Source organism: Pseudomonas sp. UME65, from assembly GCF_014170225.1.
Lineage (GTDB): Bacteria > Pseudomonadota > Gammaproteobacteria > Pseudomonadales > Pseudomonadaceae > Aquipseudomonas > Aquipseudomonas protegens.
Genome location: NZ_LZZQ01000011.1, coordinates 178,374 through 192,907 on the forward strand (window position 1 = coordinate 178,374; position 14,534 = coordinate 192,907).

The following is a 14,534-nucleotide window of genomic DNA, read 5'->3' on the forward strand; positions in this document are numbered from 1 at the left end:
AATTCATGGACGAGATACTCACCAACACAGCGACACCAGAGGTCGGCGGGGTTGCCCAGCTGAGCCCGAGTGCGGCCAGGACCAAGGCGCGGATCGCGCTGGCAGTCATGCTGGTGCCCCTGTTCGGGACCTTCGAGGCAATCCGGCTATGGTTCACCGGCCAGGTCCATGCCCTGGATTTCATCCTCTTCGCGGTGTTCTATGCGGTGCAGATGTTCGGGGTTTCTATGGGCTACCACCGTTACCTGGCCCATCGTGCGTTCAAGACCTCGCGGCTGATGAGCAGCCTGATGCTGATCGCCGGTTGCATGGCGGCCCAGGGGCCGATCCTGTTCTGGGTCACCACCCATCGCCGGCACCACACCTACAGTGACCAGCACGGTGACCCGCATTCCCCCAACCTCATGGGCCAGAGCCGCTGGCAACGGGCCAAGGGGCTGTGGCATGCGCACATGCCGTGGATGCTGGCCCCGGACATGTCGAGCTGGAACTTCTTCGCCCCGGACATCCTGCGCGACCGCCGGCTGTTCTTCTACAACCAGACCTACCTGTTCTGGGTGGCTCTGGGGGTAATCCTGCCAGGGGTGATCGGCGGGCTGGTCAGCCAGAGCTGGTCCGGTGCCTGGAGCGGCCTGATCTTCGGCGGCCTGGCGCGGATCTTCGTCGCCAACCAGGCGGCCTGGTGTGTGGGCTCCATCTGCCACCGCTACGGCGCTCGCCCGTTCGTGACCCACGACCAGAGCACCAACAACTGGATCGTGGCCTTCCTCACCTTTGGCGAGGGGCTGCAAAACAATCACCACGCATTCCCTGCCTGGTACCGGCATGGCGTGCACTGGTGGGAGCCCGACCTGTCGGGCTGGACACTGGCGTTAATGGGCAAGCTGAGACTGGTCTCAGACCTGCGTTCCCCGTCCCAGGCAATGATCGACAAAGTCCGCAAGCGCCAGGCCTCGTCCTGAAACGCTCAATCGGCTGATCGTATTAACCACCTCACTCATCAAGGAAGATCCTATGTCCAATTTCATCTCCAATTTGCTGAGCACTCTGAGCTTCTCAGAGAAAAAACAGGCGGCGGTCGAACTCAACGAGGACAGCATCAAGCATTGGCTGGTGCAGAAGATGGGCGCGCTCTTGAAGATCGATCCTTCCCAGGTCGATACCGCCCGCAGCTTCGAGTCCTACGGCCTCGATTCGCTGGTAGCGGTGAAGGTGGCGGGTGACCTGGAGAAGTTCATGGAGCAGCGCCTGTCGCCGGCCCTGCTGTTCGAATACTCCAGCATCGATGACCTGTCCAAATACCTGGCCAATGAACTGACCACATCCGAAGTTTGACTTCGCAGGAGCTTGGCCATGGCCATTGCACAGATGCCCTCGCAAAAAAACGATAAATTCAATGACCTGCTCCGACGCTCTCAGGAGATCGAGGGCCTGCGTCTGACCGACGCAATCCCCAAGCACCTGTATCAGCCGCGGGTATGGCGCGGGATGCTCAGCTTCGTCGTCAGCTACATGCTCTACATCGGTGCCATCGTGGCGGTCGCCCACGTGCACTGGATGTTCTACCTGCCGCTGTGGCTGGTGGCGGGCCTGGGCGGCTGGGGCCTGTTCTGTGTCGCTCACGATTGCGGGCACAACTCGTTCTCGCGCAACCGCAGCTTCAACCACATCCTCGGGCACATCGCGCTGCTGCCGTTGCTGTACCCGTTCCACGGCTGGCGCCACATGCACAACATGCACCACGCCAACACCAACAACCTGGAAATGGACGTCGACTGGCGCCCGGTGCTGCGCGTGCAATATGACGCCATGCCCTGGTGGGACAAGCTGGTCTACAGCAGCACCCGCACCTGGCTGTTCTGGCTGGGCACGGTCAACTACCAGCGTCACTCGGGCTTCCGTCCGTCGATGTTCCACAAGCTCGAAGCGCGCAACGAAGTGCGTCGCTCGATCCTGTTCATGGTGGTGGCTGCGCTGATCTACCTGCCGACCCTGGTCTACTTCACCGGCTTCACCGGCCTGTTCCTGTACTTCATCGCCCCGTGGCTGGCGACCCATGCCTGGTTCAGCCTGACCACCATGATGCACCACATCAGCGACGAGACCCCGTTCCTCACCAAGGAGCACTGGAGCTTCAACAGCAGCCGCCTGCTGCTGACCACCGACTACATGTACCCCAAGTGGCTGCTGTTCCTGACCCACTACATTTCGGTGCACACCGCGCACCATGTGGCGCCGATCATTCCCCACTACAACCTGCCCGAAGCCCAGGCCGCGTTGAAGACGGCCTTCCCCGGCATGGTCCGGGAAAAGCCCATGACCGTGCAGGACGTGTGGCACGTGGCGCGTAGCTGCCACCTGTACGACCCGGTGAACGGTTTCTATGAGTCCTTCGACCAACCAACCCAGGCGGCCGGTGACCCGAGCACCCCCGGAGCCCGGGCCGCCAACGGCCCGTTGACCATGAAGCAGCAGATGCTGCGCAGCTACATGGGCGTGCTGGGATCGGTGTCGCTGGAGACCGCCGGGGCCAAGGCCACCGACCTGTTCGGCTACACCCGGGAATACATCAAGCAGCCGGACAAGGAAATGAGCCCCCTGGGCGCCCAGCGTTTCCATATCAAGGGTATCCCCGGCGTTCCCCATGGCTATCAGTGGGGCACGGGCAACCAGACCATCCTGCTGGTCCATGGCTGGGGTGCGGACAGCCGCAGCCTGTATTCCTTCACCCGGGTCCTGCAGCGCCAGGGCTTCAAGGTCGCGACCTTCGATGCGCCGGCCCACGGCATCTCGCCGGGCTCGCTGAGCACCATGACCGAGTTCAAGGACGCGGTGAAAGCGGCGATTGTCGCCCTCGGCGACGTGGTGGGTATCGTTGCCCATTCCCTGGGCGGGATCGCCGCCACCGGAGCCCTGGCCGAACTGGCCGAGACTCATCGGATCAAGGCCCTGTGCCTGCTGGGCTCGCCGGCCAACCTGCCGGTGGTGATCCAGCGCTGGGCCAACGGCTACCTGAAGCTCAAGCCGGCGGTGGTCCAGGCCATGCACCGGGAACTGTGGAAACGCAACGGCGTGCCGGTGGAGCACTGGGATATCCCGGCGCTGGGCAACGCCCTGCAACTGCCAACCCTGGTGCTGCATGACCTCAACGACCCGATCGTGCCGTTCTGCGAAGCGCAGCAGATCACCACGCTGATGCCATGGGCCAAGCTGGAGCCGGTGTCCGGGCTCGGGCATGTGCGGATCCTCTCCGATGCCGCGGTGCTGGAGCAGGTGGCGCAGTTCCTCGTGGAGAACGTCAAGGTGGCCGAAGTGGCCCAGGCCAGCGCATGAGAACAACGCATAACCCTTTGATGATGGTTGACCACCCATGAGCACCTACGCTGAAAACGCTGTGGCCGAGTCCGGCCTGTGGATGTGCCTGATCTGTGGCTGGATCTACGATCAACGCCTTGGCGATCCGGATTCGGGGGTGCCTCCGGGCACCGCCTGGGACGACATTGCCGAGGATTGGACCTGCCCGGAATGCGGCGTGAGCAAGTTGGACTTCAACATGGTGAAGCTGTAGCCCAGCGCTTGAATTCTGTAGTCGATGAGGAAGGAAGATGGCGACCCAAGAGCCAAGGCCGGCACCTGCCAGGGGCCGGCGCAACAGCTTCAGGAAGATGCTCTTCAAGGGCATTTACAACGGGGTTCTGGGGCTGCTTCGCTGCAGCTTCTGGATTGAGTCGCGGCTTTTTCCCCAGCGCGCTGCAGCACGGGCGCTGAAGATGTTCACGACGCCACAACGGCTGCGCCAGCATTTTCCGCAGACCTTGCCCAGCGCCACGGTGCAGGACCTGGAAACCGACCAGGGGCGCCTGCGCTGCTTTCGCTGGACTCCACCGCAGGTCCGGCGCCGGGTGGTGCTGGTGCACGGTTGGAGTGGCGCCAGCACCCAGTGGCAGTACCTGATCCCGCTGTTGCTGGAGGAGGGCTGCGAGGTCCTCTCCTTCGACTGCATCGGCCATGGCGGCAGCGGCGGTCGGCAGGCCTCGCTGCCGACCTTCGTCAGCATGCTCGACCAGGTGCAAAAGCAACTGGGGCCCTTCGACACCGTGATTGGTCACTCCCTGGGCGGCGCTGCCGCCGGGTATGCCTTGAGCACTCCGGTCGGCAAGGGTTTCCAGCGGGCGGTCCTGGTGGCCGCGCCGGCCGATATCGAAAACGTGGTCCGGCGCTTTGGCGCATTTTTGTGGATCAACGATGACGTCAGGCAACGCATGCAACTTCTGGTTGAGCAACGCTATCAGAAGGACATGGCTAGCCTGGCGGTCAGCCGTTATGGGCGCCAGGTGGAGGTCCCGGTGCTGCTGGTGCATGACCAGCAGGATCAGGAAGTCCCGGCAGATGACCTGCAATCCTTCGCCGAAGGCTTGCGACACCGGCGAGTCTTGCAGACTCGCGGGTTGGGCCATCTGAAAATTCTCAAGGACAGCGCGACCATGGAGGCCGTGGTCGAGTTTGTCTGTGCAAAGGACGGCAACCTATGAGTGAAAGTTACGATGTGATCGTTATTGGTGCGGGGCCCGGCGGCTATGTCGCCGCCATCCGGGCCGCGCAACTGGGGCTCAAGACAGTCTGCATCGAGCGCTACAAGGGCAAGGATGGCAAGACCGCCCTGGGCGGGACGTGCCTGAACGTTGGCTGCATTCCCTCCAAGGCACTGCTGGACAGTTCCCACCACTACTACGAAGCGCGCAACGGCTTCGAAGTGCACGGCATCGGCATCAGCAATCCGCAGATGGATGTGCCGGCCATGCTGGCGCGCAAGGACAACGTGGTGCGCAATTTCAACGGCGGCATTGCCTCGCTGTTCAAGGCCAATGGCGTGGCCCTGCTGGAAGGTCACGGCAAGCTGCTGGCCAACAAGGAAGTGGAAGTCACCGCCGCCGATGGCAGCACGCAACGCATCAGCGCCGGCAATATCATCCTGGCTCCCGGCTCGCGGCCGATCGACATTCCCGCGGCGCCCCTGGCCGGCGAGGTGATAGTGGACTCCACCGGCGCCCTGGAATTCACCCAGGTGCCCAAGCGCCTCGGGGTGATCGGTGCCGGCGTCATCGGCCTGGAACTGGGGTCGGTCTGGGCACGCCTGGGGGCTGAAGTCACAGTGCTGGAAGCCCTCGACAGCTTCCTCCTGGCGGTGGATGCGCAGATCGCCAAGGAGGCGCAGAAGATCCTCGGCAAGCAGGGCCTGGATATCCGCCTGGGCGCCCGGGTGACGGCCTGCGAAGTGCAGGGCGACAGCGTCAAGGTCAGCCTCAGTGAGGCCGGCGAGGACAAGCAGCAGGTGTTCGACCGGCTGATCGTCGCCGTCGGTCGCCGCCCCCTGACCACCGATCTGCTGGCCGCCGACAGCGGCGTGCACCTGGACGAACGCGGTTTCATCCACGTCGATGGCCAGTGCTGCACCAGCGTTCCCGGGGTGTTCGCCATTGGCGACGTGGTACGCGGCCCGATGCTGGCGCACAAGGCTTCTGAAGAGGGGGTGATGGTGGCCGAGGGGATTGCCGGGCATCGGCACCCGTTGAATTACGACCTGATCCCCTCGGTAATCTACACCCACCCGGAAATCGCCTGGGTCGGCCAGACCGAGCAGGCCCTCAAGGCCGAGGGCGTCGAGTTGAACATCGGCACCTTCCCGTTCGCTGCCAGCAGCCGGGCCATGGCGGCCAACGACACCGCCGGGCTGGTCAAGGTGATTGCCGATGCAGGCACCGACCGCGTGCTGGGCGTGCATGTGATCGGGCCGGGCGCGGCGGAGCTGGTTCAGGAAGGGGCCATCGGCATGGAGTTCGGCACCAGCGCCGAGGACCTGGGGATGATGGTGTTCTCCCATCCGACCCTGTCCGAAGCTCTGCATGAAGCCGCGCTGGCCGTGAATGGCCAGGCGATCCATATCGGCAATCGCAAGAAGAAAGCCCCCGCCGGCGTCAAATAGCCAGTGGCCCCGGCCCCGCTCATGCAGCGCGGCCGGGGTTTGCTGCATCCCCGCGTTTCAGCGCAAGAACGGCACATCCCCAAGAATGGTCGCGCGCTGCATCACCCGGCGCTGTGGACGGTAGTCGTCCACCGCATAGTGCTGGGTCACGCGGTTGTCCCAGAAGGCAATGTCGTTCTCCTGCCAGCGCCAGCGAATGGTGAATTCCGGGCGGGTGGCGTGGGCGAACAGCAGTTGCAGGATGGCTGCGCTTTCGCTTTCCGACAGCTCGTTGATCCGGGTGGTGAAGCCGTCGTTGACGAACAGCGACTTGCGCCCGCTCACCGGGTGCGTGCGGATCACCGGGTGCGACAGCGGCGGGTTCTTGCGCCGGGTTTCTTCCCAGCGCGCCAGGTCCTCGGGGGTGTTGCCGAAGCGCTCCAGAGGGAAGGACTTGGTGAAGTCGTGGGTCGCGGTCAGGCCCTGCAGCAGATTCTTCATCGGCTCCGACAGCGCCTCGTAGGCGGCAATGCCGCTGGCCCACAGGGTATCGCCGCCGAACTCCGGCAGCAGCTTGGCGCTGAGCACCGCGCCCAGGGCCGGGGTCGGCAGAAAGGTTACGTCGGTGTGCCAGATGGCGTTGTCGCGTACGTCGGTCTCGGCGGTATCGAGGATCAATACCTCCGGCTGCTCCGGCACATTGGGGTAGATCGGGTGGATGTGCAGGTCGCCGAAGCAGGCGGCGAAACGCGCCTGCTGCTGCGGGGTGACCGGCTGGTTGCGAAAGAACAGTACCTGGTGCTTGAGCAGCGCCTGCTCGATGGCGTCACGATGTTCGATGCTCAAGGGCTGGCTGATATCGATGCCGCCGATCTGGGCGCCGAGGGCGGAGCTTAGAGGAGTGATGGTCAGGCTCATGGTCGTTCTCTTGTACGGCGCCGGACGTCGGCGTGGTCGGATTCGGTTTATCTGCATCAATCTTGAAATCGCTGGCATGCACGGCTCTTGTAGCCGCTGCGGAGCCTTGGCGAGGCTGCGAACGGCTGCGCAGCAGACGCAAACCCTTGCAGCGCGGTCGTCCTGGTCGATCGCTGCGCGCTCGGTCGCAGCCTCGCGGGGGCTCGGCAGCGGCTACAGACAACCGGGGCAATCGACGCAAGGCAGGCGCCAGTCAGTGGCTCTGGCCATGCCAGGGCACCAGCTTGCGCTGCAGGGCGCGCAGGCCCATTTCCATGGCGAAGGCGATCAGGGCAATCACCAGGATCCCCAGCACCACCACATCGGTGACCAGGAATTGCGCGGCGGACTGCACCATGAAACCCAGGCCGCTGGTGGCGGCAATCAGCTCTGCCGCCACCAGGGTCGACCAGCCCACGCCCAGGCCGATGCGCACGCCGGTGAGGATGTCCGGCAAGGCGCTGGGCAGGATCACATGGCGAATCAGCTGGGCCCGGGTAGCCCCCAGGGACTGGGCGGCGCGCAGCTTCGCCGGGTCCACGGTGCGCACGCCGGTGGCGGTGGCGATGGCGATCGGGGCGAAGATCGCAAGGTAGATCAGCAGCACCTTGGACAGCTCGCCAATGCCGCACCAGATGACGATCAGCGGCAGGTAGGCCAGGGGCGGAATCGGCCGGTAGAACTCGATCAAAGGGTCGAGCACGCCACGGGCGATGCGGTTGGCGCCGATGGCGATGCCCACCGGAATCGCCGTCAGCACGGCAAAGCCCAGGGCCAGGCCGATGCGTTGCAGGCTCGCCGCCAGGTGCTGCCATAGGGTGGAATCCATGTAGCCGCTGGTGGCCAGCAACCAGCCCTTTTGCAGCACCGCAGAAGGGGGCGGCAGGAACAGCGGCTCGATCAGGCCGGTGGCGGTGACGGCCCACCACAAGGCCAGCAGGACCACCAGGGTCAGCACGCTGATCCAGCGGGTGCTCAGGCTGCGGCGCGCGATTTGTGGCGCTTTGGGGTTGGCCTCGCCGGTGGCGGTGGCGGGAATCTCGTAGCTGCTCATGGCCGCTCCTGCTGCTGGGTGGCGCTGCGCTGGGAGAACACCCGGGCCAGCACGTGTTCGCGGGTTTCGATGAACCGCGGGTCGGACTTGATCGCCCGCGCCGACTCGCCGGCGGCGTAGCGCTGGCCGAAGTCCAGGTTCAGGCGTTCGACGATCTGCCCCGGGTTGGGCGCCAGGAGAATCAGGTCGGTGGCCAGGAACACCGCTTCCTCGATGTCGTGGGTAATCAGGAACACCGGCTTGGCAGTGCGCCGCCAGACTTGCAGCAACAGCTCCTGCATCTGCTCGCGAGTGAAGGCATCCAGGGCACCGAAAGGTTCGTCCATCAGCAGCACCCGCGGGTCGGCCGCCAGGGCGCGGGCCAGGCCCACACGCTGCTTCTGGCCACCGGAGAGCTGCCAGATGCGGCGCTTGTCGAAGCCGGCCAGGTCCACCAGGGCAAGCATTTCCCGAGCCCGGGCTTCGCGCTTGTCGCGGGCCACGCCGGCCAGCTCCAGGCCGAAGGCGACGTTGCCCAGCACGTCCTGCCAGGGCAGCAGGGCATCGTCCTGGAACACCACGCCGCGTTCGGCGCTGGGGCCCTGCACCGGTACGCCATCGAGCTGGATGCGCCCGGCGCTGGGTTCGACGAAGCCGGCAATCAGGTTCAGCAGCGAGGTCTTGCCGCTGCCGGAAGGGCCCAGGGCGACCAACAGTTGCTGTGGCCCCAGGGTCAGGGAAATATCCGCCAGCACCGGTTCGGCGGCGCCGGGGTACTGTGCGCTGATGCGCTCCAGTTGTAGCAAGGCCATGACGGCTATCTCCTGTCCTGACGCGGGTTATTCAGGGATGAACTTGGCGCTGACGTAGGGGGCGTAGTCCGGCAGCACTGCCTCCACCTTGCCCTGCTCCTTGAGGAACGCGGCGGTGTCGGTGATGGCCTTGGTGGTCGGCGCACCGAGGCTGACCACCTGGTCGGCGGCCAGCGGGTAGACGTTGCCCTGCAGCAGCAGCGGAATATCGCTGGCCTTGGCCCCGGAGAGCTTCACCAGCTTGTCGACGTTGCCCTGGTTGGCCAGCCAGGCTTGCGGGTCCTTGCGGTACTGGGCGTAGGCATCCAGGGTCACCTTGGCGAAGGCCGTGACGATTTCCGGATGCTTCTCGGCAAAATCCTTGCGCACGATCCAGGCATCGAAGGTCGGCGCGCCGAACTTGGCCAGTTCACCGGAGGTGATCAGCACCTTGCCGTTTTCCTTGGCCACGCCCAGGGCCGGGTCCCAGACGTAGGTGGCGTCGATATCGCCGCGCTTCCAGGCGGCGATGATCGCCGGTGGCGCGAGGTTGAGGATCTGCACTTTCGAGGGGTCGATGTTCCAGTGCTTCAGGGCTGCCAGCAGGCTGTAGTGGCCGGTGGAAACGAAGGGCACGGCGACCTTCTTGCCTACCAGATCCTGAGGGCTGTTGATCCCGGAACCGTCCCGGGCCACCAGGGCTTCGGCGGCGCCGATCTGGGTGGCGATGAGGAAGGTCTGCACCGGCACCTTGCGGGTGATGGCGGCGGTCAGCGGGCTGGAGCCCAGGTAGCCGATCTGCACATCGCCGGAAGCGATGGCGGCGATGACGTCGGCGCCGTTATCGAATTTGCGCCAGTTGATCTTGGCCTGGGTGGCTTTTTCGTAGCTGCCGTCGGCTTGCGCGACCTTGGCCGGGTCGACGGTGGTCTGGTAGGCGACGGTGACGTCGGCCGCCTGGGCGAAGAAACTCGCTGCGGCCAGGGAAGCGGCCGCCAGGAGGCGAAGGGGGAAATGCAGTTTCATGGGAGGCTCCTCATAGGCGGCCGGTGATCGGCGTGGGAGGAGACTAAATGATCTAAGAATGCAGAAATAAATAACTTATTTGCATTAGCTTATGAGGGGAATAGGCAGCGTGCTGTTCGCCGGCAAGCTGGCTCCTACGGGAGGAGTGTAGGAGCCGGCCGGCGAAGCGTCAGTTGCTGATGGCCAGGATGCTGGCCTGGTAGGCACCGACGAACACGTCGAAATCACCCACCTCGTTCTGTTCAAGCTCGGTCTGCTGTTCCAGGGATTTGCGCGCCGCTTCTTCGAACGCGGCTTGCTCTTCCTTGCTCAGGGCCTGGCTGCGGAAGTACTCGGCATGGGCCTGGCTCTGGCGCAGGGAGAACTGGGTGAAGCTCTCCTTGTGCTCGCTCATGGCCGCCAGCACCTGGGCCGAAGGGGTCAGGGACGAATCCTTGACCTTGGCCAATTGGGCGTCCAGGGCCTTGCTGTGCACGTCGCTGCCATGGCTCTGGTCGAGCAGGGCGGCCAGAGGGGCGATCTGCTCCAGCAGTTGGGCGGCCCACTCCTTCATTTCCACCGGCTGGCCCTGGCGTTGCAGCTGCAGGCCCGGGCGCCGGCCTTCCTTGACCACGGCGAGGAAGTTCGAGGTGGCATTGCCGCACTCGTTGTTCTCGAACAGCGGGCTGTCGTTGAGTGCGCAATACAGCAGGAAGGCGTCGAGGAAGCGGGCTTCCTGGATGTCGATGCCCAGTGGCAGGAACGGGTTGATGTCCAGGCAGCGTACTTCGACGTACTGGATACCCCGGGCCATCAGCGCCTGGATCGGCCGCTCGCCGGTGTAGGTCACGCGCTTGGGGCGGATGTTGGAGTAGTACTCGTTTTCGATCTGCAGGATGTTGGTGTTCAGTTGCACCCATTCGCCATCCTTGTGGGTGCCGACTTCCACATAGGGCGCGTAGGGCGTGGCCACGGCCTTGCGCAGGCTGTCGGTGTAGCTGTTCAGGTCGTTGTAGCAAGGGGTCAGGCCGGCCTGGGCCTTGCTCTGGTAGCCCAGGTCGCTCATGCGCAGGCTGGTGGCGTAGGGCAGGTACAGGGTCTCGGCGTCCAACTGTTCCAGCTGGTGCGAGCGGCCGCGCAGGAAACCCGCGTCCAGGGCCGGCGAGGCACCGAACAGGTACATCAGCAGCCAGCTGTAGCGACGGAAATTGCGGATCAGCGCGATATAGGCCGAGGACTGGTAGTCACGGTCGGTGCCGACAAAGCCCTCGGCCTGCTTGAGCAGCGGCCATAGCTGTTCCGGCAGGGAAAAGTTGTAGTGGATCCCGGCAATGCACTGCATGGTCTTGCCGTAGCGCAGGGCCAGGCCCTTGCGGTACACGTACTTGAGCTGACCGATGTTGGAGGTGCCGTAGTAGGCGATGGGGATATCTTCCTCGGCCGGCAACGGGCACGGCATCGATGGACTCCACAGGTACTCGTTGCCGAGCTTGCTGTAGGCGAAGCGATGAATCTTGTCGAGGCTGGCCAGGGTGTCCGCCGGGTCCTTGAGGGCCGGGGTGATGAACTCCAGCAGCGACTCGGAGTAGTCCGTGGTGATCTGTTCGTTGGTCAGCGCGGAACCCAGTTCTTCCGGGTGCGGGGTCTGTGCCAGGCGGCCTTCGCCGGTGACACGCAGGCATTCACGTTCGATACCGTGCAGGCACTGCTCGAGCAGAGAGAGGTTAGCGCGCTCGCCGAGCAGAGCCAGGCGGCGGTTGAGAAGTTCGCTCAAGTTGGATTCCTTCACGCGTCAGTCGCCCCAATATGGGGGTGGGCAGGACGGTCTACAAGGGTGAAGTTAAAACTGGCGTTTTCGCCTGGTTTTTGAGTCAAGCCGACTCGCCTGAAAACGCCAATCCTTCATCCCTGAATCTGGCTTTAGCGCGGGCAGAAAACTCCGACGCCGCTTTTGCAGCGCCGAAATTAACCCAAATACATGACAGGGAGCTATAGGACGGCGAAGGTGCCTTGTGCTTTTGCGACCAGTTTGTCGCCCTGGATCACATCCGCTTCCACCACCAGGGTGCGGCGGCCGGGGTGGATCACCTTGGCCCGGCACAGCACCTCGCCCTCGGCCACGGCGCGGATGTAGTTGATCTTGCACTCGATGGTGGCGCTCTGCTGGTCGAAGCCGTGGGTGCTGGAACAGGCCAGCCCCATGGCAATGTCCACCAGGCTGAAGATCGCCCCGCCGTGCAGCTTTTGCCCACGATTGCGCAGTTGTGGGGTCAGCTCCAGGGTGACGTCCGCTTCGCCGGTTTCCAGGCGTTGCAGACGGCAGCCGAGCAATTGGCTGAAGGCGCTTTCGGTCAGGCCGGCAGGGATCTGCATCAGCGTTTCTTCAACTGCTTGGCGTTGGCGAACAGCGAGGCCATGGCGTTGTTGCTCGGGGCGGGCGCGGTGGTTTCCTTGCGCGGTGCATTGCCCTGGGAGGAGCGTGGCGCCGAGCCGGGGCGGGAGCCACGGGCACCGTCGATCTTCTCGCCCGGGGTGTCGCCCATGCGCATCGACAGGCCGACGCGTTTGCGCGGGATATCGACTTCCATGACCTTCACTTTCACCACGTCACCGGCCTTCACCGCTTCGCGTGGGTCCTTGATGAACTTCTCCGACAGCGCCGAAATGTGCACCAGGCCGTCCTGGTGCACGCCGATGTCGACGAAGGCCCCGAAATTGGTGACGTTGGTCACCACGCCTTCGAGGATCATCCCCAGTTGCAGGTCCTTGAGGTCTTCGACACCGTCCTGGAACTCGGCGGTCTTGAACTCGGGGCGCGGGTCGCGGCCGGGCTTGTCCAGTTCCTGGAGGATGTCGGTGACGGTGGGCAGGCCGAAGGTTTCGTCGGTGAACTTTTTCGGGTCCAGGCGCTTGAGGAAGCCGCTGTCGCCGATCAGCGAGCGGATGTCGCGGCCGGTGTCGGCAGCGATGCGTTGTACCAGCGGGTAGGCTTCCGGGTGCACTGCGGAAGCGTCCAGCGGGTTGTCGCCGTTCATCACACGCAGGAAGCCGGCGGCCTGTTCGAAGGTCTTTTCACCCAGGCGGGCGACTTTTTTCAGCGCGGCGCGGGTCTTGAAGGCACCGTGTTCGTCGCGGTGGCTGACGATGTTCTGCGCCAGGGTCGCGTTGAGGCCGGAGATCCGCGCCAGCAGGGCCACGGAGGCGGTGTTGACGTCGACGCCCACGGCGTTCACGCAGTCTTCCACCACCGCGTCCAGGCCACGGGCCAGTTTCAGTTGCGAGACATCGTGCTGGTACTGGCCGACACCGATGGATTTCGGGTCGATCTTCACCAGCTCGGCCAGTGGATCCTGCAGGCGGCGGGCGATGGACACCGCGCCACGGATCGATACGTCCAGGTCCGGGAATTCCTTGGCCGCCAGCTCCGAGGCCGAGTACACCGATGCACCGGCTTCGGAGACCATGACCTTGGTCATCTTCATGGCCGGGTATTTCTTGATCAGCTCGGCCGCCAGCTTGTCGGTTTCCCGGCTGGCGGTGCCGTTGCCGATGGCGATCAGGTCCACCGAGTGCTTGGCGCACAGGGCAGCCAGAATGCCCAGGGTCTGGTCCCATTTGTTGTGCGGCACATGGGGGTAGACGGTGGCGTGGTCCAGCAGCTTGCCGGTGGCATCCACCACCGCCACCTTGCAGCCGGTGCGCAGGCCCGGGTCCAGGCCCAGGGTGGCGCGCGGGCCGGCCGGAGCGGCCAGCAGCAGGTCGTGCAGGTTGTGGGCGAAGACGTTGATCGCCTCGGTTTCCGCGCCATCGCGCAGTTCGCCCAGCAGGTCGGTTTCCAGGTGGGTGTAGAGCTTGACCTTCCAGGTCCAGCGCACCACTTCGCCGAGCCATTTGTCGGCCGGGCGGTTCTGGTTCTGGATGCCGAATTGCTGGCCGATCATGCCTTCGCACGGGTGCATGGTGCCCGGCAGTTCGTCACCGACTTTCAGCGCGGAGCTGAGAATGCCTTCGTTGCGGCCACGGAAAATTGCCAGGGCGCGGTGCGACGGCATGCTTTTGAGTGGTTCATCGTGTTCGAAGTAGTCGCGGAACTTGGCGCCTTCCTCTTCCTTGCCGGCGATCACGCGGGCGCTGATGGTGGCTTCCTGCTTGAGGAAATTGCGCAGCTTTTCCAGCAGGCTGGCGTCTTCGGCGAAGCGCTCCATCAGGATGTACTTGGCGCCTTCCAGGGCGGCCTTGACGTCGGCCACGCCTTTTTCGGCGTCGACGAAGCGTGCGGCTTCGGTTTCCGGAGCCAGGTTCGGGTCGTTGAACAGGCCGTCGGCCAGTTCGCCGAGGCCGGCTTCCAGGGCGATCTGGCCCTTGGTGCGGCGCTTCTGCTTATAAGGCAGGTAAAGGTCTTCGAGGCGGGTCTTGGTGTCGGCCAGCTTGATGTCGCGGGCCAGCTCCGGGGTCAGCTTGCCTTGCTCTTCGATGCTGGCCAGGATGCTGATCCGCCGTTCGTCGAGTTCTCGCAGGTAGCGCAGGCGCTCTTCCAGATGACGCAGCTGGGTGTCATCGAGGCTGCCGGTGACTTCTTTCCGGTAGCGGGCGATGAAGGGCACGGTGGAGCCTTCATCCAATAGAGCGACGGCCGCTTCGACCTGTTGTGGGCGTACGCCGAGTTCCTCGGCAATGCGGCTGTTGATGCTGTCCATAAAACCACCTGACAAATTGTGAAAGCAGGCCCGCGGGCACGAAAATAAGGCCCGGCGAGTCTGGTTGAGCGGCCTGGCACGCGCCGCCA

The 14,534-nt window shown here is 64.3% G+C and carries 13 protein-coding genes; 6 read left to right on the top strand and 7 right to left on the bottom strand.

Annotated elements, in window-relative coordinates:
• The first annotated feature begins 5 nt into the window (after positions 1-5).
• From A9971_RS11845 to lpdA, 6 genes are all read left to right on the top strand, one after another.
• Positions 6-962, top strand: coding sequence for an acyl-CoA desaturase (locus A9971_RS11845; RefSeq protein WP_015633760.1), 957 nt, complete (start codon positions 6-8; stop codon positions 960-962).
• A gap of 52 nt (positions 963-1,014) precedes the next feature.
• A complete protein-coding gene (locus tag A9971_RS11850) occupies positions 1,015-1,335 on the top strand; it encodes an acyl carrier protein (RefSeq protein ID WP_011058644.1) in 321 nt (106 codons plus the stop codon).
• Between the two features lie 18 nt (positions 1,336-1,353).
• Positions 1,354-3,333 carry an alpha/beta fold hydrolase gene (locus A9971_RS11855; protein WP_183000634.1) on the top strand — a complete coding sequence of 660 codons (1,980 nt, stop codon included), beginning with the start codon at positions 1,354-1,356 and terminating at the stop codon, positions 3,331-3,333.
• 37 nt (positions 3,334-3,370) lie between these two features.
• On the top strand, positions 3,371-3,568 hold the full coding sequence (locus A9971_RS11860; protein ID WP_011058646.1) for a rubredoxin: 198 nt from the start codon (positions 3,371-3,373) through the stop codon (positions 3,566-3,568).
• Positions 3,569-3,770: 202 nt separating this feature from the next.
• Entirely contained in the window at positions 3,771-4,532 is a 762-nt protein-coding gene (locus A9971_RS11865; RefSeq protein WP_169892889.1) for an alpha/beta hydrolase, read from the top strand.
• Positions 4,529-5,983, top strand: a complete 1,455-nt coding sequence (lpdA, locus tag A9971_RS11870) for a dihydrolipoyl dehydrogenase (protein ID WP_183000635.1) — start codon at positions 4,529-4,531, stop codon at positions 5,981-5,983. Before A9971_RS11865 ends, lpdA begins: the two co-directional genes overlap by 4 nt.
• 57 nt (positions 5,984-6,040) lie before the next feature.
• Here the strand turns inward: lpdA and tauD are convergent, their stop codons facing one another.
• The 7 genes from tauD to A9971_RS11905 all read right to left on the bottom strand — a co-directional run bounded on the left by tauD (position 6,041) and on the right by A9971_RS11905 (position 14,445).
• Positions 6,041-6,880, bottom strand: a complete 840-nt coding sequence (tauD, locus tag A9971_RS11875) for a taurine dioxygenase (protein ID WP_041751907.1) — start codon at positions 6,878-6,880, stop codon at positions 6,041-6,043.
• Between the two features lie 253 nt (positions 6,881-7,133).
• On the bottom strand, positions 7,134-7,973 hold the full coding sequence (tauC, locus tag A9971_RS11880; protein ID WP_053148493.1) for a taurine ABC transporter permease TauC: 840 nt from the start codon (positions 7,971-7,973) through the stop codon (positions 7,134-7,136).
• On the bottom strand, positions 7,970-8,764 hold the full coding sequence (gene tauB, locus A9971_RS11885; protein ID WP_011058651.1) for a taurine ABC transporter ATP-binding subunit: 795 nt from the start codon (positions 8,762-8,764) through the stop codon (positions 7,970-7,972). Before tauB ends, tauC begins: the two co-directional genes overlap by 4 nt.
• Positions 8,765-8,791: 27 nt before the next feature.
• Positions 8,792-9,769 (bottom strand): taurine ABC transporter substrate-binding protein, encoded by a 978-nt coding sequence (tauA, locus tag A9971_RS11890; protein WP_011058652.1) that lies wholly within the window; start codon positions 9,767-9,769, stop codon positions 8,792-8,794.
• Positions 9,770-9,938: 169 nt separating this feature from the next.
• A complete protein-coding gene (gshA, locus tag A9971_RS11895; protein WP_026020196.1) occupies positions 9,939-11,522 on the bottom strand; it encodes a glutamate--cysteine ligase in 1,584 nt (527 codons plus the stop codon).
• Between the two features lie 215 nt (positions 11,523-11,737).
• The gene (locus A9971_RS11900) at positions 11,738-12,121 is read right to left on the bottom strand and encodes a PaaI family thioesterase (protein WP_093407253.1); all 384 of its coding nucleotides are present in this window, start codon (positions 12,119-12,121) and stop codon (positions 11,738-11,740) included.
• Positions 12,121-14,445 carry a Tex family protein gene (locus A9971_RS11905; protein ID WP_183000636.1) on the bottom strand — a complete coding sequence of 775 codons (2,325 nt, stop codon included), beginning with the start codon at positions 14,443-14,445 and terminating at the stop codon, positions 12,121-12,123. The genes A9971_RS11900 and A9971_RS11905 overlap by 1 nt, the downstream gene beginning before the upstream one ends.
• Positions 14,446-14,534: the final 89 nt, after the last annotated feature.